This is a genomic window from Asticcacaulis currens (assembly GCF_028550395.1).
Lineage (GTDB): Bacteria > Pseudomonadota > Alphaproteobacteria > Caulobacterales > Caulobacteraceae > Asticcacaulis > Asticcacaulis currens.
Genome location: NZ_JAQQKW010000001.1, coordinates 444911 through 465183 on the forward strand (window position 1 = coordinate 444911; position 20273 = coordinate 465183).

Below are 20273 nucleotides of genomic sequence, written 5' to 3' on the forward strand. Positions count from 1 at the left end.
CATATTCAGAGCACCCAACATGTCCTCTTCCAAGCGCCTTGCCGGCACCAGCCTGTCCGTCCTCGCCTCGTTTTTACTTGTATCTGCCGCCGCGGCACAGACGGCTGCGCCCACAGCTGAAAAGCCCGCCGAACAGAAGGCCCCGGAAAAGGCCCCGGAAAAGGCACCTGAAAAGGCTGATGAGCCGACCACCATCACCGTCACGGGGGCCAAGGCTCAGAACCGAATTGACCGTCAGGTCTATGATAACACCAAAAATGCCGATGCGGCCATCGGCACGGCGGCGGACACGCTGAACAAGGTGCCGGGCGTTACGGTCGACGCCAATGGCAATGTCGCTCTGCGCGGCAACACAAATGTCCAAGTCTATATCGATGGCAAGCCTTCGGCCATGATGCAGGGCGACAATCGCGCCGGGGCCATTCAGGCGATGTCGGGCGGTGATATCTCGTCGGTTGAAGTCATGAACAACCCAGGTGCGCAGTTCTCATCGGAAGGCACCGGTGGCATTATCAACCTCGTGATGCGCAAGAACCGCCGTCCAGGTGGCTTTGGTTCCGCCAATGTCGCCGTGGGCGATGGCCGATATAATGGCGGTGTCAATGGTAGCTACACGGCGGGCAAGATTTCGGTCAACGGCGGTATCAACTACCGCGACGAAAGTGGTTTTGGCCGCAATACGCGCCGTCTGATTAATCGCGACACCAATGGCAATGTCATTTCGCGTACGGACTCAAACGGTTCCGGTACAGGTGGTTTCACCAACTTCAACGTCAATGCCGGTATCGACTATAATCTGGACGACACCAATACGCTCAGCGCTCAGGTCACCTATAACAAGCGTGAGTTTACAACAGAAGGCACGGGCGTCACGGCGAGCTATAATGCTCTGGGCGCAGCAACCCGAGCCTTCACGAACGAGACACGTTCTAAGAATCCGGGTGCGGATCAAAGCCTCGCGTTGACCTGGAGCCATACGGGTAACCTGCCCGGCGAAACGCTTAAGGCGGATTTGCGTATCAGTCGGTCAACAGGATCGAGCGAGTACGTCAATATCAACAACTTCACGCTCCCGACTGTCTCCACGACTACAGATACGAAAGTGTCATCGCGCGCCCTCAGCAGCGCCGTGTTCAGCGTGGATTATAACCGCCCGGTGGGAACCGATCAGCTGACCACCGGTATCCAGATCACGCGCGATGACAATACGGTCAATAATGAATCGACCGGTATTGGTGCGGATGGCCTTGGCAATACGCTCCTGTCCAATAGCTTCCAGTATAAGCAGACCCTGAGCGCGGCCTATGCCACCTATCAAAAGCCGTTTGGTGAAAAGTGGGTCGTTTTAGGCGGTGTGCGCGTCGAAAACCTCGATCTCGACACCTTCCTTGCCAACACCGGTACGCAGACGAGCGTAAATTACACTAAGGTGAGCCCCAGCTTCTTCGCCACTTATCTGCTATCGGACACCGCCAAGCTTCGCTTCTCCTATGCGCGTCGTCTGCAGCGTCCGAACCCGCAGGCGCTCAATGCGGCCATCACCTATGTCGATGCGCAGAACGTCAGCCAGGGCAATCCTGACCTCAAGCCGCAGGAGACGGACTCATTCGAACTGGGCTATGAGGTGACAAAGCCCAAGATCAATTATCAGATCCGCGGATACTATCGCGAAAACAACGATGTCATCACGCAAACGAGCCGCTTCATCACCGGCAATGTGCTTTTGACGACGCAGGAGAACGGCGGCTCCAGCACGGCCGGTGGCGTCGAAGTCAACGTCAATGGACAGGTGACGCCTAAGCTGAACCTGTCTCTGGGTGGGGACGTGTCACACACGGAGCTGACCACGCCGGCCAACGGGACGCAAGAGGCTGATTCAGTCAACGGCCGCATGAATTTCACCTACACCCTTACGCCGAAGGATACGCTCCAAGCCTTCTTCTTTGCGCGCGGCAAGACCCTGACCGGCCAGGGCTATACCGAGCCCTTTGGCATGGGGAACATCACCTATGCCCGCAAGCTGACGCCAAAGGCGACGCTGACGGTGACGGTGCGCGACCCGCTGAATACGGGTAAGTCGGTGAGCTATACGGACACTAAGACGGTCTATTCAGAATCTTCCCGCAGCCAGCAGGCAAGCGTCTTCTATGTAGGTCTGCGTTACACCTTTGGTGGTCCTACCCCGGCCAATGCGCAACAAAATCAGTGGCGCATGATGGGTGGCCCGGGCATGGGTCCGCGCCCCGGCGGGATGTAATCCGGATTTATCGGGGTCGAGGGGCCAATGGCCCCTCCTCTTGGAACACTAAGATAGGGCGACCCCTCGAGGGGATCGCCCTTTCTTAATGTTAGATAAGATGAAGCGGTCAGGACGCCTTCACCCCGATACGATCAGTGTCACTTCGGCACCACGCGCACAATGCGCCCTTCGGCATTGTCAAACGCCGCATAAAGCGCACCGTCCGGACCCTGCACGACGTCGCGAATGCGTTCTTTGAAGTCGGTGAGGAGCTTTTCCTCTTTCACCACCTTGCCGTTTTCCAACGTAATCATACCGAGGTAGCGGAATTTCAGCGAGGCGACAAACACCTTGCCCTGCCACTGCTTATAAGGCCCAGTGTAGAAGACCATATTGCCGGGGGCCATTGACGGCGTCCAGTAATAGAGCGGTTGCTCGAGCCCGTCCTTCGCCGTTTCACCGATCTTGCCGCCGCCATATTCTTCGCCATAGGTGATCAGGGGCCAGCCATAATTCTTGCCCGGCTTGACGATATTGATTTCGTCCCCGCCCTGTGGGCCGTGCTCATTGGTCCACAGATCGCCGGTTTTCGGGTGCACAAAGGCCCCCTGCTGATTGCGGTGCCCGACGCTCCAGATTTCGGGCTTGGCCCCGGGAGTCTTCACAAACGGATTGTCGTTGGGGATCGAGCCGTCCGGGCGGATGCGCAGCGTCTTGCCGATCGTGGTATCAAGCCGTTGCACCAGAGGCCGCTGATTGGCGCGGTCGCCGACCGTGATAAACAGATATTGTCCGTCTCTGGAAAAGACGATGCGCGAGCCCCAGTGGTTGGGGCTTTCGACCTTGGGCGTCTGCCGCCAGATGACCTGAATACCGGTAATGGCCGAACCGTCGAGCTTGCCGCGCGCCACCGCCGTGCCCGCCGTATCGTTTTCGCCTTCTTCAGAGAAGCTGAAATAGACGAGGCCATTTTCGCTGAATTTCGGATCAACCGCGACGCCCAGAAGACCGCCCTGACCGTAATCGACCACCGAGGGGCCGCCGGAAATCGACTGAAGGCTCTTGCCGTCCTTGCTGATCAGCTTGATCCCACCGGCTTTTTCCGTAACCAGTAAACGCCCGTCAGGCAGAAAAGCCATGCCCCACGGCTGTTCTATACCTTCGGCAAACACTCGAGCTTCAAAGGCGTTCGACTCAGGCGCAGGGCGGCTGGCCGTCTGGGCGCAGGCGGGGGTGGTCAGGAGCAGCGTCAGGCTCAGACCGGTGAGCATCAGATCTCGGCGTTTCATCAGGGCCTCTTTTCGCAGGGGTTTGCGCGAGATTAGCACCCCCTGATACGGCCGCCAGTTAAAAACCGATTGCATAATGGATTGATAGAGCAAGAAAAAACCCCGCCGGACGAACCAGCGGGGTTTTCAATTCCGACAAGCGGTAGAGAGTTAGCCCTCGGTGGACTCGCTGGCCGCCATCTGGGCGCGCAGTTCGTCGCCCTTCGAGCCGCGCGTCGAGTTTTGCGAACGCTCGACGATACGAGCCGACTTGCCGCGACGATCGCGCAGATAGTACAGCTTGGCGCGACGCACGACGCCGCGACGCTTGACTTCGATCGAGTCGATGTTCGGCGACAGCAGCGGGAACTTACGCTCCACGCCTTCGCCGAAGGAAATCTTGCGGACGGTGAAGGTTTCGTTGATGCCCGTGCCGGCGCGGGCGATCACGACGCCCTCATAGGCCTGAACGCGCTCACGGTCGCCTTCCTTGATCTTCACGTTGACGCGGACGGTGTCGCCCGGTTGGAAAGCCGGAACGGTCTTGCCAGCCTTCAGCTTGGCCACTTCTTCGGCTTCGATCTTTTGAAGCAGGTTCATGATGTAACTCCAATTTTGGGCTTACTCCCCTTTGGGAGCGCCTTTTGCCTGTGATTTGGAAAGATACGCCGCCCAGAGGTCTGGTCTGCGTTCCTTCGTGGTTGCCTCTCTTTGTTTTTGCTTCCATGCGGCCATCTTCTTGTGATCGCCGGACAAAAGCACTTCGGGGATGTCGAGGCCCTCAAACGTCCGCGGTCGCGTGTACTGCGGGTGTTCGAGGAGACCATCCTCAAAACTTTCGGTATCGAGGCTGTCGGCGGCCCCCAGAACCCCTGGGATAAGCCGCACAACTGCCTCTATGGTGACCATCGCCGCCGACTCTCCGCCCGCAAGGACGGCGTCACCGACGCTGATTTCCTCAAAACCGCGCGCATCCAGTACGCGCTGATCAACGCCTTCGAAACGACCGCACAAAACGATCAGGCCCGAAGCCTTCGACCATTCCCTGACCTTGTCCTGGGTGAGCCGCCGTCCCCGGGCGCTCATATAGACTTTGGGCCGGTCATCGGCCCCCAGACTGTCAAGCGCCTTGGCGATCACATCGGCCTTAAGCACCTGTCCGGGACCGCCCCCGGCAGGGGTGTCGTCGAGAAAGCCGCGCTTATCGCTCGAAAATGTCCGAATGTCCACAGGCTCAAGCGCCCAAAGCTGAGATTCTTTGCTGGCATTGCCCAGAACCGATACCCCCAGCGGGCCGGGAAAGGCTTCCGGAAACATGGTCAGTACCGATACGCGATAGGGCGCGGCGGTCTCAGGGGAGTGTTCAGGCAGATCATTCATTGGGCGGGGCCATAGCACAGACCCCTACCGCCCGCAAATCGCCTGTGCCTTAACGATGCCTGAGGCCATCAACGCCGCAAACGCAGCGTCAGGCCAATGGTGCGCGGCTGCCCCAAAAAGGCATTAAACGTGCCCGACTGCAGAGGTGCACCGAACACCACCTGATAATAGGTCTCATCGGTCAGATTCGTGCCCCACAGGTCAAGCGCCACCGTCTCATCGCGGTTCGCTACACTGAGCCGTCCATTCATTAGTGTATAGGCACCTTGGATCTTGATAGGGGCGAGATCAGAACCGGTATTGTAATCGGAATTATAGCGGGCATCGAGCGCCGCGCCCCAATTCAGACCTTGCCATTCGCGGTGATAATCGGCCTGAAGCGTCGCCGACCATTTGGGCGCAAACGACGCGCGTGCCTCGGTGAGGCGCGGCAGGCCAGGCACAGGCTGCGGTCCGAACTGGCTCTCAGACCAGGTAACGCCGCTGACCAGACGCAGGCCGTTCTTCAGCGTCAGGCGCGTTTCTGCCTCTAAACCATGCGAGGTCAACTCCGGCACCGAGGTGACAAGGAAGGTCGCCCCCAGAAAGGTATTGAGCTGAAAATCGTGGAACTGCTGATGGAAGGCGGCGGCATCAAAGGCCAGACGCCCGCGCCACCAGCGGCCTTTCAGCCCGACCTCTAAGGCTGTGACGGTTTCGGGCCGGAACGAGGTGTCGCGGTCAGCGGCAAAGGTACTGGTCTGTTCCCGGTCGAGATTGAAGCCGCCGCCCTTCCAGCCACGCGCCACCGAGGCATAGCTCATCACCGAAGGCGTGGTCTGCCAGCTTAGTTTGAAGGTGCCAGTGACGGCGTCGTCCGATAGCTTCTGCCTCAGATCGAGGCGGTTGAAGGCGGGATTGGAAAAGGACTGACACAACGTGCCGAGGCTCGTTGCACTTCTCGACTGCGCCGCCGCACACCCGACGCCGCCATCCGTATTGCTATAGGCGGAGTTCAGCGTCTTGGTCTGACGGTTGAAGCGCAGTCCAAGTACCGCCGACACGTCGCTCGTCAGCGCCCAGTCGAGATTGGCGAACAGGGCGGCATTGCGCTCCGTCTGACGATGGATGTCGCGCGCGCCGCCCCCGATGGGATAGGCGCTGCCAGCGCTAAGCCCCGTCAGACTGGCGACGCGGGTGGGCGAGGCCCCGGCGGACAGGAGCAGGCTGAGATAAGGCTCATAGTCTTCGCCATAGACGTAGGAATCGCGCCGGGTCACCTTTTCTGATGACAGATAGACGCCGGTCAGCCAGTCGAGCGGGCCGTTTTTCCCCGCTAGCCGCCATTCCTGACTGAGCGTATCGAAGCGCGTGCCGAAATCGGCGGGGATGCGGTAATAGATGTCAGCTCCTGAAAAGTCGGCATCATAACCCTGACGATGATCGAAGCGGCGCACCGCCGTCAGGCTGGTCAGGGTCGGACCGCTGTCGAGCCGCCAGTTGACCTCCGCCGACAGGCCGCCATCCTGGATACGCTGAGCGGTCGAACGGTTGCTGAAGGCGCGTCGGCCATCGATATCGGCGGTGGTGGCCACGCCGTTGCCTGCCGCCAGACTATTGATCCAAGGCGCGGTTGCGCCCACCTGAACCACTGTGCCGGTGCAGCAGTTTTCGTCGCGCGCCGTATAGTCGGCAATCAGCCGCACCCCGAGACGGTCGGCGTCCATGTATAGAAGCTGACCGCGCAGGGAGTCGTAGTTCTGATCGCCGTCGCGGGTCTCGCCGCGCGGACCCTGGCCCGTAGTAACGCGGTACTGGCCATCGCGTTGCCGGTGGACCAGCGACAAGGACCCGGCCCATTTATCGGCCAGCGGCGCTGACACATAGGCAGTGGCCGCGAAGGTGCCACGCTCGCCCGCCGTTAGCTCATAGACCTGTTCGGGTGTAAAGCGCGGAGCCTGTGTGACGGCCTGAATAATGCCCGCTGACGCCCCCTTGCCGAACAGGCTGGTCTGCGGCCCCTTGAGGATCTCGATGCGCTCCACGACCCCCAGATCGCTCATGGCCGTGGCGGTGCGGGCGCGCACTACGCCATCAATCACCACGCCGACTGACGATTCCAGACCGGGATTGTCGCCAACCGTGCCGACACCACGCAGACGGGCTGTGGTCTGGGCTTCGTTGGCGGTGGAGGTGATCAGCAGCGACGGCGTCAGAACCTGTGCGTCGCGCAGGTCGTAAGCGCCGGCACCTCGCATCTGTTCACCGGTGATAACGGCCACCGAAAGCGGGGCGTGGGAAAGGGTTTCGGGCTTCTTGCGTGCGGTGACCACGACCTCGGTCACCTCCTGCGCCCACACGGGACCTGCAATCGCGCTGGTGATTGCAGTCGCGGTCAGTAAGCGAACGGCGAGGGGAAGGGCGCGGTGGCCGCAGAGCGGTAAAAACATGCAGGAGCCTGGCATTGTCATTATATTGAACGCCACCCATTAAAACGTTCAATAAATAAGCGCAAGGCCGAAATGCCGTGAGCTGGAGCCTGTTGTCCTGAATCTGAAATTTGCTGCCGGCTGATATCGCCCGGTGACGAATTACGATACGAGACCTGCCACGGGGCGATGTCAGGGGTGAGACTGTTTGTTTGAAAACGACCGTGGCTAGAGTATTCGTCGGCTAGGTGAGCCGTAGCATGTTTCTAAATTATTGGTTTATAACGCAATTATCAAGAAATGGCCTGGTTTAGTTTTTTGGCGCATTTTCCGATTGTGCTCTAGTTTTTCTCGGTCTTGTCCGTGGCGCGGCGCATGGGGCCACGGTAATCCGGGTTTTTGCGGCGGCGGCGGTCGGGGCCAGTATAACTGGCTGACTTCACCCAGGAGCGCTCGTTGTCGATGACGCTTTTCATGCGGTCGATCAGGGCGCGCGCCGTCAACGGCTTAGCCACAAACTCATTCACCCCTGCGTCGCGCGCCGCCAGTACATGTGAGCGGTCGGTATGACCGGTCATCATGATAATGGGTACATAGGGATGTGGACTGTCTGACCCCGTGCGGATAAGGCGCGTCATCTCAATGCCATCCAGCGTTTCCATAACGAGGTCGGTAATGATGACGTCAGGGCGCCAGTCGCGCACGATTTCCAGCGCTTCGGCGCCATCGGACGCTTCGCGGATATTGGTGATGCCCATGGCGCGCAACATGGTGCAGACAATCACCCGCATATAGTGGTTGTCGTCAACGACCAGCGCCAGAACACGCGAAAAGTTACTCACTCAGTCCTCACAGCCCTAAAGGACACCGGTTTGAACCGTCCGGTCCTCCCCTTTAACGAAAACATTAAACTTAGCGATAGGTTAATAGACGCTTTTTATGACCTGTACCGCCAAAAAAATTTCACATCCTCTTGAACAGAGGGTTTTGACGCCCGCGCGGAACCGGACCATACTCCGCCGCAACATAAAGGGGGATCCCCAATGATCGACTGGCGTAATCGTACCGTCATCAGCGCCGCTGCGGCTGTTTTGATTTCTGGGTTCTGCGTGGGGTTCTTGACGGCCAAAGCGACCGAAGGTGGCTTCAAATCGCCCGCGCCCGGGGGTCAGATTCCCATTACCGAAACCATGGGCAAGCTCTTTGGCAAGGTTCGCGATAAGAACGCTCCCCGCTCCGGCGGCATGAAGCCTGCCGGTTTTGCCGTCTGGAAACAACGGCTTGATACGTCCGGATCCTCACCGCAGGCCTGCGTCGAATTTTCCAGACCGCTGGATGCCTCCAAATCCTATGGCGACTACGTACTGGTGTCACCGGAGCTGCCGTCGGCCCCGGCGGTCACGGTAAAGGGGTCCGAACTGTGCGTTGGTGGGTTCGGCTTTACCGACCGCCGTGTCACGCTGCTCAAGGGCCTGCCTTCAGCGGGTAAGGACACGCTGAAACAGAATGCCGATGTCGATTTCACTTTCGGGGAAAAGCCGCCCTATGTCGGCTTTGCTGGCAACGGTGTCATTTTGCCGCGCGAGGAATCGGACGGGGTGGCTGTAGAAAGCCTTAACGTCTCAACACTGGCGTTTGAGGTCTGGCGTGTCGGCGACCGCAATCTTGTGCGCAAAACGATCAGCGCGCCGGACGCGACCGCTGAGGGCGATTACGATTATGAATGGGGCGAGGACAGCCCCAAGGGCGAAGGCTATAAGATCTGGTCCGGTAAGGTGGCGGTCAAGGGTGGCGCGGGTGAGCGCGTTACCACCGTCTTCCCGCTGGGGGCTGTGCTAAAAGACCTCAAGGCCGGGGCCTATGTGGTGAAAGTGCGTGACGCTTCGGGTGGCCGCGACAAGAAGGAGAGTGATCAGCCGGCACAGGCGCGCCGCTGGATACTGTTCACCGATATGGCCCTGACCACCTATACGGGCACGACGGGTGTCGATGTGGTGGTGCGCTCGCTGAAAACCGCCCGACCGATGGGGTCGGTGCGCGTGGCGCTGGTGGCCCAGAATGGCGAAGAACTGGCCTCGGCCAATTCGACTGCCGATGGCCGTGTGCATTTCGACAAAGCCCTTTTGAAGGGCGAAGATGCCCTGTCGCCCAAGATGATCATGGCCTATGGCCCGGCGGAAGACTTCACCGCTATGGATATTCATGCCTCGCCGATGGACTTCTCGTCCCAGGGCGTGGGCGGACGTTCAGATGAGAAGCTGACCGATGGCCGCACGGCGAATGCGCTGGTGGACGGTTATCTCTATACGGATCGCGGCATCTATCGCCCCGGAGAGACCGTACGTCTGGTGGCGCTGGTGCGCGATCCGGACGGAAAGGCTATTAAGGACCGCAGGGGCGCACTGGTCGTCTATCGCCCGTCGGGTGTCGAAGCCTTCCGCTATCCGTTCGCTCAGACGCCTCAGGGCTTTGCCTATGCCAATATCGCCCTGCCGAAGTCGGCACCGCGCGGGCAATGGCGTGCTAAGCTCCTGATCGAAGGGATTGACGAAGAACAGGGCAGTGCCGGGTTCGCCGTCGAAGATTTTGCGCCACAGCGCCTTGGCGTGGATATGAAGGCCGATGCCGATCGACCGCTGACTGGCGTCAATGAGACGCGCGCCGTACAGGTGGCTGCTCGTTTCCTCTATGGGGCGTCGGGGTCCGGACTGAGCGTTTCGGGTTCCGCGCGTGTACGCGTCGATCGCAATCCCTTCCCCAAATACAAAGACTATCGCTTCGGCAATGAACAGACGCCGTTCGATGAGCAATATTCGGATCTGCCGCAAACGGCGACGGATGCCGACGGCAGGGCCGTTCTGCCGTTTGCCTCGAAATTCGACACGGATCAGCCTCTGACCGCGCTTGTCACCGCCTCGGTGTTCGAACCGGGTGGTCGCCCGGTCAGCGAGGTGGAGACCCTGCGTATTCGAACCAAGCCGGTCTATGTCGGTGTGAAACTCGACACCAAAGATGCCAAGGGCGGCGAAGACCCTATCACGGCCTTCAACCTGATCGCCCTTAATGCGCAAGGGGCACCGGTGACGGCGCGCGGCGTTAAGGTCAAGCTGATCGCGGAAAACTGGAACTACGACTGGTATCAGCAGGATGGACGCTGGCAGTGGCGTCGCACCTCTAAGGACGTGGTGATCTCGGACAAGGACTATGAAATCGCGGCGTCGTCGCCGCTCAGCTTTGAAAAGCGTCTGGGCTGGGGCGATTACCGTCTCGAAATTACACAGGCTTCAACGGGCGCGAAGACCGTAATTCGCTTCGCCGCCGGTTGGGGCGCGCCGTCCGACGGTACCGAGGCGCCGGATTTTGTGCGCCTGACGGCGGGATCGCAGACTTATGCGCAGGGCGACACCATCTCGTTGACGCTCAAATCGCCCTATCGCGGCGAGGCGCAGATTGCGGTGGCCAATGACCGGCTGATCGACCTGAAAACCGTCAGTGTGGGCGATAATGGCACCACCGTGCGGCTCAAGACCGACGCGCGCTGGGGCGGCGGGGCGTATGTGATGGTCAGCGTCGTACAGCCGCGCGACCCGGTTGATGCCTCCAAGCCGCGCCGGGCTATGGGCCTGATCTACGTGCCGCTGGATCCGAAAAACCGCAAGCTGAACGTCACGCTCGATCTTAAAGACAAGGTGTTGCGTCCCGACTTCTCGAAATCGGGTCAGGCCATTATCGACGTGCCGGTAAAGGTCGAAGGCGCCGGCCTCGGCAAGACGGCGCGTGTGTCGCTCGCCGTCGTCGATCAGGGCATTATCAACCTGACCAAGTTCAAGACGCCCGATCCTGCCGGTTTCTATTTCGGCAAGCGGGCGCTGGGGCTGGAATATCGTGACGATTATGGCCGTCTGCTTGATCCCAATCTCGGTGCGGCCGCTGACGTTTTCGGGGGCGATCAGATCGGTGGTGATGGCCTGACCACCACGCCGATCAAGACGGTCGCCCTGTGGTCGGGGGTCGTTAATACCGGCCTCGATGGCAAAGCCCATATCAAGCTGCCGGTCGGCAAGTTCAATGGCGAGCTGAAGATCATGGCCGTTGCCTGGACTGACGATGCGGTCGGTTCGGCCGAGGATAAGCTCACGGTGCGTCAGCCGGTGGTGGCCGAACTGGCCCTGCCGCGCTTCCTTGCACCGGGTGATAAGGCCTATGCTACGCTTGAGCTGAACAACGTCGAGGGCAAGCCAGGCCTATATGAGAGCCTTGTGAAGGGCTTCAACGGTATCGTTACGGCCTTCAAGAAGGCTTTCAATATCGGTCAGGGTCAGCGCGTGCAGGAAGGCATTCTCATTCAGGCCCCGGCGACGGTCGGCGTGTCGAAGATCAATCTGGCTCTGTCGGGTCAGGGCTATGGCTTTGATGAGGATTATCAGATTCAGACCCGCATGGGCTGGGGTGCGCAGACGCGCACCTTCATCGACCAGCAGGCACCGGGGGCGGTTTTTGCCCTGCCTCAGGACCTGCTTAAGGGCTTGCAGCCGGGGTCCGCGACGGTGCAGGTGTCCTACTCACCGTTCCGCGGCATTGACCCGGGGCCGCTCGCGGCGGCGCTCAACCGTTACCCTTATGGTTGCACCGAACAGATCGTTTCGGCAGCCTATCCGTGGCTCTATGTCAGCGGCGCCGATGCGGCGCGGGCCCAGACCATCCTTAAGGGGGCGGTGAACCGTCTTCTGGATCGTCAGTCGGCTGACGGCGCGTTTGGGCTCTGGCGCGCTGGCGACGGCGAAGCCGAAGGCTGGATCGGCGCCTATGCCACAGACTTCCTGATCGAGGCGCGCAAGCGCGGCGTCTATGTGCCGCAGGACGTCATCGACAAGGCGATGAACGCCATGCGCGACATGTCGAAACCGGAAGGATTCACCTCGGTGTCCTACCGCCTCAAGATCGAGGAAGGTCCGTGGTGGAACGCCATGGCCGCCAAGACCGTCTCCGAAGAAATGCGTTCACGCGCCTCGGCCTACGCGCTCTACGTGATGGCCAAGGCCGGATCTGGCGATCTGGCGCGCCTGCGCTGGTATCACGATGTGCAGTTCAAGGCGGAGCGGTCTCCGGTATCGAAGGCGCAGATTGGGGCCGCTTTGGCTCTTATGGGCGACAAGGCGCGGGCCAGATCGGCCTTTCGTCAGGCGGCGCAGGGCATGGGCTATAAGGCCACCTATGACTGGTATCAGTCGCCTCTGCGCGACGTGGCCGCCGTCATTGCTCTGGCCTATGAGGCCGGGGAGCTTGACACGGCTAAGGCCCTCATCCCGCTGCTGGAACGCCACGTCAAAGGCCCGGACGAGATGAACACGCAGGAACAGGCACAGGTGCTTAAGGCGGCCTCCCTGATGCTGGCTCAGTCCGGGCCGCTCAGCATCAAGGGCGAGAATGTCAAGGCGCTGGACGGCAAGTCGAGCCTGCAACGTTTCCAGATCTCTGCGGTGAAGGATGCGAAGTTCACCAATCAGGGCAAGGGAGCGGTGTGGCGCACGATCACCGTCACCGGTGTGCCGGTGGCCCCGCCCCCGGCAGAGGCGAAGGGCTTCACGATCGACAAGGCCTACTATACGCTTCAGGGGCAGCGCATCGACCCGTCTCAGGTCGTGCAGGGCCAGAAGGTGCTGGTGGTCATCAGTGGACGGACGAACTACGCTGAAACCCGTCCGGTCGTAATCGATGACGCCTTGCCGGCTGGATTCGAGATTGAAATGACCCTGTCGCGCGACGACGCTCAGAACGGACCCTTCCGCTTCGTGGGCGACCTTAGCCAGCCGGATGTGCAGGAAGCTCGCGACGACCGCTATGTGGCGGCGCTGGACGTGTCGGCCAATAGCGGCTTTGCCATGGCCTATGTGGCACGTGCGGTCACGCCGGGTGAATACTATTTGCCCGGTGTGGAGGTGAAGGACCTCTATCGTCAGGACCTCTATGCGCGTACAGCCGGTGGTCGTCTGACGGTGGCGCCACGATAAGATAGAAGCCCCTCCCCTGATTTCAGGGGAGGTACCGGCCGTAAAGGCCGGGGGTGGGGTTCGTGTCGCTTTTTGCCCCCCTCCGCTGTCACAGCGGTGTCCCCCCTGTAATGAGGGGGGGGACGCTTTATAGGTAGTCCATGCGCTTTTGTCCCGACGCCCTGATCCCTCGACTGATCAAACCCCTGATCGGCTTTGTGGCCTTTCAGGTGGCGGTTTGCGTAGCCGATCTGGCCCTGCCGCCTGACCTGACCCGCGCTGAAGCCGCATCGGCCGTGGCGCTCGATCACAACGGTTCCTGGCTGAGGGCACTGCCGGTCGAAGGAGGAACGTGGCGTATCCGTGCCGACCTAGACCGCACAGATCCGACCTTTGTCAAACACCTCCTCAAGGTCGAGGACGAGCGCTTCTGGTGGCATCAGGGGGTCGATGCCGTGGCCATTGCGCGCGCATTTGGTTCCAACCTCAGCGCGGGCGGCATCGTTTCCGGTGGCTCGACCCTGTCCATGCAGACGGCGCGATTGCTGGAGCCAAAGCCCCGCAACTACCTGTCGAAGCTGATCGAGGTCTTCCGGGCATGGCAACTGGAGGCGCGCTTTTCCAAGCGCGATATCCTGTCGCTCTATCTCACTCTGGCCCCTTATGGCGGCAATCTGGAGGGGGTGCGCGCGGCGTCTCTGTCCTATTTCGGTCATGAGCCCGAAAGCCTGACGCTCGGTGAACAGGCACTGCTGATTGCCCTGCCGCAAGCCCCTGAAGCGCGCCGCCCCGACCGCCACCCGGAACGCGCCTTGCGGGCGCGCAACCTTGTGCTCGATCGTATGGCGGCCAAGGACGTGCTCAGTGCCGCTCAGGTAGCCGAAGCCAAAACCGAACCCATGGTCGTCAAGCGCTTCGCCTTCCCGGCGCTGGGCTGGCATGCAGCGGGACGCCTCGCTTCAGAGGCCAGGGGCCTTCAGGCGACGGTGGTGACGACCCTTGATGCGCCGTTGCAGGCGCGACTGGAAGCGCTGGCGCGACAAACAGCGGTGGCGCAGGGGTCGAACTCTTCGACGGCCATCCTCGTCATTGAAATCCGTTCGCGGGCTGTGCGGGCCAGCGTTGGGTCGGCGGGCCTCGATCGCACAGGCGGCTGGATCGACATGGTGCAGGCCATACGCTCTCCCGGTTCGACGCTCAAACCCTTCATCTACGGGTTCGGCTTCGAAGAGGGGATCATCGCGCCTGATACGCGCCTGATGGACGCCCCAACACGCTTTGGTGACTATCAGCCGGAAAACTTCGACAAGGTGTTTCACGGTGAGGTGTCGGCCAAGGAAGCCCTGACGCACTCGCTGAATGTGCCCGCAGTGGCGGTGCTCAATCGCATCGGGGCCGGAGCCTTTGAATCGCGTCTGCAAGGTGTGGGGGTACACCTGATCCGCCCCAAGACCGGCCTGCGCGATGCTGGTCTGGCTCTGGCGCTGGGTGGAGCCGGTATAAAGTTGCAGGACGTGGGGGCGCTCTATGCGGCTCTGGGGGACAAGGGGCTGATGAGGCCACTGGCCTGGACGGAAGCCGACGCCAGGGCCAATCTCAGCCGTCCCGGTCAGCGACTGATGGCCGCCGATGCGGCCTCGCGCGTCATCAGCATACTGCGCGAAACCCCGCCGCCGGCTGGACGCCTGCCCGCGCATCTGATGAAGACGGCCAGCCGCCCGGCCTACAAGACCGGCACCTCCTACGGGTTTCGTGACGCCCTGGCGGTCGGGGTGGCGGGTGGCTATGCCGTACTGGTGTGGACCGGCCGCCCCGATGGCGGTTCGCGCGCCGATCAGACCGGGCGCGAAGCCTCGGCACCTCTGCTGTTTGATGTTTTCGATCAGATCAATGCCCCGTCGCAGGCCCCGCAAAGCCTGACGCCTTCGGCGGCGCCGGAAGCATTGAAAGCACTCAAACCCGCTGTGCGCGGGCCGTCCATCCTCTTTCCGCCCGATCAGGCTACCGTCTATGTCGAGGGGCAGGTGACGGAGGGCACGCTGAGCGCGACACGCGGGTTGAAACCCTCTGCGCGGGGCAAGGGCCCACTGAGCTGGTACGTTAATGGCCAGCCGATTGTGGCCGATACGGAGGGCCACGTCGAATGGCGCCCTGACGCTGAAGGCTTTTACGAGGTCAGCGTCGTCGATGCCGACGGCATCACCAGCCGTTCGCGCGTGCGGGTCAAAGCGATTGCGCAGACAAGGCCTTAGTTGGCGCCCTTTGGCTTCTTCAGCACAAACAGGTCCGGGCGTACGGCGGCATTGCGGTCAAAGGTGACGAGCTTGACGCGTGTGCCCTTGCCCTGCTGATCCGTCACCGTCCATTCACCCAGTTGCAGGGCATTGCCGCGCTCGATGAAGGTCATCAGGATCGAGCCTTCCACATCGCGGCGGCGGTCGCGGGCCTTAAGGCGGAAGCCGTCCGTGGTCGGTGTGACCTCAGTGACGATGACGCCCTGATCGAGGCGAATCTGCTTCGACAGGAACAGCGACAGCGGCGTGGCGTTGAGCGGATACTGATTAAAGGCCTTCAGGCGCGGGTCCCAGGTATTGACCGTCTTGCCGTCTGATACGACCACCAGCGAGTAGGGCGCATCGTACTCAAAACGGATCTTGCCGGGGCGTTGAAGCCACCAGTTACCGGCGGTGGTCCGCCCCTTGTAATCGGTTTGCTCAAATCGCCCGCCGCCTGTGCCTAAGGACTGCAGATAGGCGACGGCGCGTTCGATGCGCGCCTGATCCTGCGCACTGAACTTCGGCGGGGTCACGAACTGCTGGATCGTATTGCGCCCCTGCGCCCACGCGGGCGCGGTGGTCAACAGGCTGGCGGCGGTCAGGCCCGTAAGCAGGGCGCGTTTGGTAAGCTCGGTCATGATGTCTTTCATACGGCGTTGTGAAGTCTTGAGAAAGACCCTAACCGGCTATGATGACGGGTTGAGGGCGTCAAAATGACATAAGGACCGCACAAGATGGCCGTAAGCTAAACGGGCGGTGAATAGTCTATTCAAGGTGCCCATCTGATTCCCAGAACCGCTGCGCACTTTTCGGGAGGCGCTTTGCTTAGCGAAACGCTCGCGAAGCCAGCTCCGCGCCCAGAAGCGCCAGACAGACCAGGAAGCCTTTGCGGAACAGGGCCGGGCTAATGCGCTGTCTAAGCCACGTCCCGGCGACCATACCCATCAGAGCCGGGACGACCAGTAGAGCCGACTGCCATAGATTACCGACATTGAACGCGCCGTGCAGGGCCAGACCGGCAGCGAGCGCGATAGTTGAGACGGTGAAGGACAGGCCCAGCGCCTGAATGAGGTCATCACGGCTGAGGCCCAGTGCCTGAAGATAGGGTACGGCGGGGATGACGAAAACGCCGGTGCCGCCGGTAATGACTCCCGTGGTCATCCCGCTCAGCGGCGATAGCCAGAGCTCCAGCCGGGGTGGGACGCAAATCTGTTTGGCGAAAAGGGTATAGAGCGCATAAGCCAGAAGGGCGAACCCCAGCGCGGCGGTGGTCAGGTGCGTATCGCCTCGCGTCAGGAGCGACGCGCTGAGCAAGGTGCCCGCGACTATGCCCAGCATCATCGGCCACAGGCGGCGCATAAGGCTGCGGACATCGGGACCGGTGACGAGTTGCCAGACATTGGTGACGAAGGACGGCACCACCAGAAGTGCTGCGGCGGCCACCGGCGGCATGATGGCCCCTAATACGCCCATGGCGACGGTCGGCAGGCCCATGCCGGTGACGCCTTTGACCAGTCCGGCCACAAAAAAGGTCAGGATGAGCAGGGACCAAAAGAGGGTGTCTGTGTCAGAGATTGGCCACACATTCGATTTCGACCGTCGCGTCGAGCGCCAGTTGCGAGACACCGAAGGCCGAGCAAACCGGGAGGGGTTTATCCCCGAAACAGGCGGCAAACAGGGTGTGGAAACGGTCGAGCTGGCTCATGTCGGTGAGCATGACACGTATGGAGATCAGGGCGTCCAGCTCCAGATCGAAACGGGCCAGCGACGCCGTCACATTGGCCATCATTTGCGCAACTTCGGCGTCGAAGCCCTGTGCGAGATTGCCATCGTCGTCATCGCCGATATGGCCGGACAGGTAAAGAGTGTCGCCGATACGCACGGCCTCGGAAAAGGGTGCGTCAAAGGGATAGGCGTAGAAGGCGGGTTCAGAGCTCATAAGCGATTTATGCCGCGTCAGGACGCGCGCTGTCCAGTGTTCGTGAATGTGGTGCGTAGCGCCTTTGATATGGATGGAGAGAGTTAAGTATCCACACCACCACATCTCACCGCCTATGGCGGGTCGCTCGGTCCCCCTCCCGATTGAACTGGGGAGGGGTGGCAGTTACGTACTAATCGTCATGGGTGCTGAAGGGGCTCTGCCCCTGCCCTGCGGCGCCCTTCAACTAAACCTAAACCCCGGGCGGCGGGCCGACCAGAATATCGCGTTTGCCGACGTGGTTGGCAGGGCCGACGACGCCTTCCTGCTCCATCTTTTCCATCAGGGAGGCGGCGCGGTTATAGCCAATCTGCAGCTTCCGCTGGATGTAGGAGGTCGAGGCCTTACGGTCGATGGTGACGTAGTAGACGGCCTTGTCGTAGAGGTCGTCGCCCGAGCCGCCGCTGTCACCGCCGAAGCCGCCGGACTCGCTGTCGCCATCATCGTCGCCGCCAGCGGTGATGTCTTCGAGGTAGTTGGGCGAACCTTGCGAGCGCAGATATTCGGCCACGGCCTCGACCTCGGAGTCGGCGACGAATGGCCCGTGCAGACGGGTGATGCGCCCACCGCCCGCCATGTAAAGCATGTCACCCTGACCAAGGAGCTGTTCCGCCCCCTGTTCTCCAAGGATGGTGCGCGAGTCGATCTTGGATGTCACCTGGAAGGAGATGCGCGTCGGGAAGTTGGCCTTGATCGTGCCGGTGATGACATCGACCGACGGGCGCTGCGTGGCCATGATCAGGTGGATACCGGCGGCGCGCGCCATCTGCGCGAGGCGTTGAACCGCGCCTTCGATGTCCTTGCCAGCCACCATCATCAGGTCGGCGACCTCGTCGATGATCACGACGATATAGGGCATGGGCTCCGGCACCATTTCCTCGATTTCGAAGATGGGCTGACCCGTTTCGTCAAAGCCCGTCTGGACCTTGCGGATAAAGTTCTTGCCTTCTGCGGCGGTCGCCTTGGCGCGCTCATTAAAGGAGGCGACATTGCGCACGCCGATCTTCGACATGCGCCGATACCGGTCTTCCATTTCCTTAACGACCCATTTCAACGCCACAACGGCCTTTTTTGGGTCGGTCACAACGGGAGCTATCAGGTGTGGGATGCCGTCATAGACGGACAGTTCCAGCATCTTCGGATCGATCATGATGAACTTGCACTGTTCCGGATCGAGCCGGTACAGGATCGACAGGATCATCGCGTTCACGCCGACCGACTTACCCGAACCCGTTGTACCGGCGATCAGGAGGTGGGGCATCTTGGCAAGGTCGGTGACATAGGGCTCACCGCCAATGTTTTCACCCAGCACCATCGGCAGGATGTGGCTTGATTTCTCAAACTCGGCAGAGGCCAGCATGTCGCGCAGGTAAACCGTTTCGCGCACGGCATTTGGCAACTCGATACCGATGGCGTTGCGACCCTGCACGATGGAAACGCGGCAGGAACGGGCCGACATATTGCGGGCGATATCATCGGCCAGCGCCACGACACGCGCGCCCTTCACCCCGGCGGCCGGGGCAAGTTCATAGAGGGTAACGACCGGGCCTGGCCGGATCTGGTCGATCACACCCTTAACGCCAAATTCGGCCAGAACGCTTTCCAGCATCCGCGCGTTCTGGCGCAAGGCCGCCTCGTCATAGCCAGCGGCGCGCGGCTTAGGCTTGGCGAGAATGGACAGCTCAGGGAGCCGGAAATTGCCAGGCTTCAGGAACTCAAAGCTCGACTGACGCTCGTCCTGTTCGCGCGCCGACGGTCTGGAGCGCGGGGCCTCCATGCGAATCTTAGGTTCCGGTGCTGCCTGACGCGGTGCCGGGGCCAACCGCTCCGACTGTGAGTCCAGCTCATCCATATCGAAGGGTGGCGCGTCTTCGTCATAGGCAGGCGAAGCGGCAGGCGCGCGGCTGTTGACCTGGGGTTCGGGAATGGTATCGGGCGTGTAGTCGGCTTCGTCGAGGAAGGGCTGTGGCGCTTTCTGGCCGCGCGCCGCCTTAGGCGCCCGGGGCTCACGCGTTACCGCTGCACTCACCTTTTCCGGCAGCCCGGAGGCCGTCAGAGCGCCCCTGAACCCCCCGAGCACAAAGCCGGCAGCGCGGACATAGCTTTCTGATGTCAGGCGCAAGGCCTGATTGAACGCCCACAAGGCGGCCGCGCCGAAGATAAGGCTTGCGATCAACTCACCCCCGGGCAAACGCATGAAGTCGAATACACTTTTGAGCAGGTGGTGGGTGCCTGTACCCCAGAAGCCGCCAATAGAGGGCGAATTAGCGTCTCCCATATGCAAAGGCGCCAGTGCGGCCGCCAGCATCAGCACGAACAGGGCGCCATAAAGGCTGTGGATGCGTAGGGTGCGACGGCCTTCATCCGGATCAAGCTGCATCAGACGCGCCAGACCGAACCACGTCATCAGCGCGGCCATTGGCCATGCTGCCAGTCCCAGAGATTGCAGGCCGAGATCAGCAATAATCGCACCAAAACCGCCCAGAAAATTATGCACAGGCTCGGCAGTCGCCGTATTCCAGCTCGCGTCTGTCGCGCGATAGGACGCGTAGGCCATCAATGAGGCCAGGCCCAGAAGGCATACCAGCGCGCCACGCAGACGTGCCATTGGCACCGAGCGCCAGATGTAGGTGAAACGGGACTCCAGATGGTTCCAGACGAGGGCGGTAACCGTGCTCATGCGGGGCAGACTCTAGACTTATGGTTAAGTCCGGTTAATCGCATGCAAAGGGTT

General features: G+C 61.0%; 12 protein-coding genes. 3 read left to right on the top strand and 9 right to left on the bottom strand.

What is annotated here, in order from left to right; translation table 11 throughout:
• The first annotated feature begins 19 nt into the window (after window positions 1-19).
• Window positions 20-2257 carry a TonB-dependent receptor domain-containing protein gene (locus tag PQU94_RS01920; RefSeq protein WP_272739803.1) on the top strand — a complete coding sequence of 746 codons (2238 nt, stop codon included), beginning with the start codon at window positions 20-22 and terminating at the stop codon, window positions 2255-2257.
• 140 nt (window positions 2258-2397) lie between these two features.
• Here PQU94_RS01920 and PQU94_RS01925 read toward each other — a convergent pair whose 3' ends face one another.
• From PQU94_RS01925 to PQU94_RS01945, 5 genes are all read right to left on the bottom strand, one after another.
• Window positions 2398-3528: a PQQ-dependent sugar dehydrogenase gene (locus PQU94_RS01925; protein ID WP_272739804.1), complete on the bottom strand. Its 1131-nt coding sequence runs from the start codon at window positions 3526-3528 to the stop codon at window positions 2398-2400.
• A gap of 150 nt (window positions 3529-3678) precedes the next feature.
• Window positions 3679-4107, bottom strand: a complete 429-nt coding sequence (gene rplS, locus PQU94_RS01930) for a 50S ribosomal protein L19 (protein WP_013477725.1) — start codon at window positions 4105-4107, stop codon at window positions 3679-3681.
• 21 nt (window positions 4108-4128) lie between these two features.
• Entirely contained in the window at window positions 4129-4887 is a 759-nt protein-coding gene (trmD, locus tag PQU94_RS01935; protein ID WP_272739805.1) for a tRNA (guanosine(37)-N1)-methyltransferase TrmD, read from the bottom strand.
• 68 nt (window positions 4888-4955) lie between these two features.
• Entirely contained in the window at window positions 4956-7316 is a 2361-nt protein-coding gene (locus PQU94_RS01940) for a TonB-dependent receptor (protein WP_272739806.1), read from the bottom strand.
• Window positions 7317-7636: 320 nt separating this feature from the next.
• On the bottom strand, window positions 7637-8137 hold the full coding sequence (locus PQU94_RS01945) for a response regulator (RefSeq protein WP_272739807.1): 501 nt from the start codon (window positions 8135-8137) through the stop codon (window positions 7637-7639).
• Window positions 8138-8338: 201 nt separating this feature from the next.
• Here PQU94_RS01945 and PQU94_RS01950 point away from each other — a divergent pair, with 201 nt between their 5' ends.
• Together PQU94_RS01950 and pbpC are read left to right on the top strand one after the other, a co-directional pair.
• Window positions 8339-13306, top strand: a complete 4968-nt coding sequence (locus PQU94_RS01950) for an alpha-2-macroglobulin family protein (protein ID WP_272739808.1) — start codon at window positions 8339-8341, stop codon at window positions 13304-13306.
• 140 nt (window positions 13307-13446) lie between these two features.
• Window positions 13447-15537 (top strand): penicillin-binding protein 1C, encoded by a 2091-nt coding sequence (gene pbpC, locus PQU94_RS01955; RefSeq protein WP_272739809.1) that lies wholly within the window; start codon window positions 13447-13449, stop codon window positions 15535-15537.
• On the opposite strand, the gene PQU94_RS01960 is transcribed toward pbpC, so the two are convergent.
• From PQU94_RS01960 to PQU94_RS01975, 4 genes are all read right to left on the bottom strand, one after another.
• Window positions 15534-16199, bottom strand: a complete 666-nt coding sequence (locus tag PQU94_RS01960; RefSeq protein ID WP_272739810.1) for a LolA family protein — start codon at window positions 16197-16199, stop codon at window positions 15534-15536. The two genes, pbpC and PQU94_RS01960, sit on opposite strands and share 4 nt — an antisense overlap.
• Before the next feature lie 187 nt (window positions 16200-16386).
• Entirely contained in the window at window positions 16387-17145 is a 759-nt protein-coding gene (locus tag PQU94_RS01965) for a sulfite exporter TauE/SafE family protein (RefSeq protein WP_272739811.1), read from the bottom strand.
• Window positions 17129-17500 (bottom strand): RidA family protein, encoded by a 372-nt coding sequence (locus tag PQU94_RS01970; RefSeq protein ID WP_272739812.1) that lies wholly within the window; start codon window positions 17498-17500, stop codon window positions 17129-17131. Before PQU94_RS01970 ends, PQU94_RS01965 begins: the two co-directional genes overlap by 17 nt.
• Window positions 17501-17732: 232 nt before the next feature.
• Window positions 17733-20219 carry an FtsK/SpoIIIE family DNA translocase gene (locus tag PQU94_RS01975; RefSeq protein ID WP_272739813.1) on the bottom strand — a complete coding sequence of 829 codons (2487 nt, stop codon included), beginning with the start codon at window positions 20217-20219 and terminating at the stop codon, window positions 17733-17735.
• Window positions 20220-20273: the final 54 nt, after the last annotated feature.

What these genes read in the sequence shown, in the direction of transcription:
- PQU94_RS01920 (WP_272739803.1), top strand. Translation starts at nt 20, where the DNA reads ATGTCCTCTTCCAAGCGCCTTGCCGGCACCAGCCTGTCCGTCCTCGCC.
- PQU94_RS01925 (WP_272739804.1), bottom strand. Translation starts at nt 3,528, where the DNA reads ATGAAACGCCGAGATCTGATGCTCACCGGTCTGAGCCTGACGCTGCTC.
- rplS (WP_013477725.1), bottom strand. Translation starts at nt 4,107, where the DNA reads ATGAACCTGCTTCAAAAGATCGAAGCCGAAGAAGTGGCCAAGCTGAAG.
- trmD (WP_272739805.1), bottom strand. Translation starts at nt 4,887, where the DNA reads ATGAATGATCTGCCTGAACACTCCCCTGAGACCGCCGCGCCCTATCGC.
- PQU94_RS01940 (WP_272739806.1), bottom strand. Translation starts at nt 7,316, where the DNA reads ATGTTTTTACCGCTCTGCGGCCACCGCGCCCTTCCCCTCGCCGTTCGC.
- PQU94_RS01950 (WP_272739808.1), top strand. Translation starts at nt 8,339, where the DNA reads ATGATCGACTGGCGTAATCGTACCGTCATCAGCGCCGCTGCGGCTGTT.
- pbpC (WP_272739809.1), top strand. Translation starts at nt 13,447, where the DNA reads ATGCGCTTTTGTCCCGACGCCCTGATCCCTCGACTGATCAAACCCCTG.
- PQU94_RS01960 (WP_272739810.1), bottom strand. Translation starts at nt 16,199, where the DNA reads ATGACCGAGCTTACCAAACGCGCCCTGCTTACGGGCCTGACCGCCGCC.
- PQU94_RS01970 (WP_272739812.1), bottom strand. Translation starts at nt 17,500, where the DNA reads ATGAGCTCTGAACCCGCCTTCTACGCCTATCCCTTTGACGCACCCTTT.
- PQU94_RS01975 (WP_272739813.1), bottom strand. Translation starts at nt 20,219, where the DNA reads ATGAGCACGGTTACCGCCCTCGTCTGGAACCATCTGGAGTCCCGTTTC.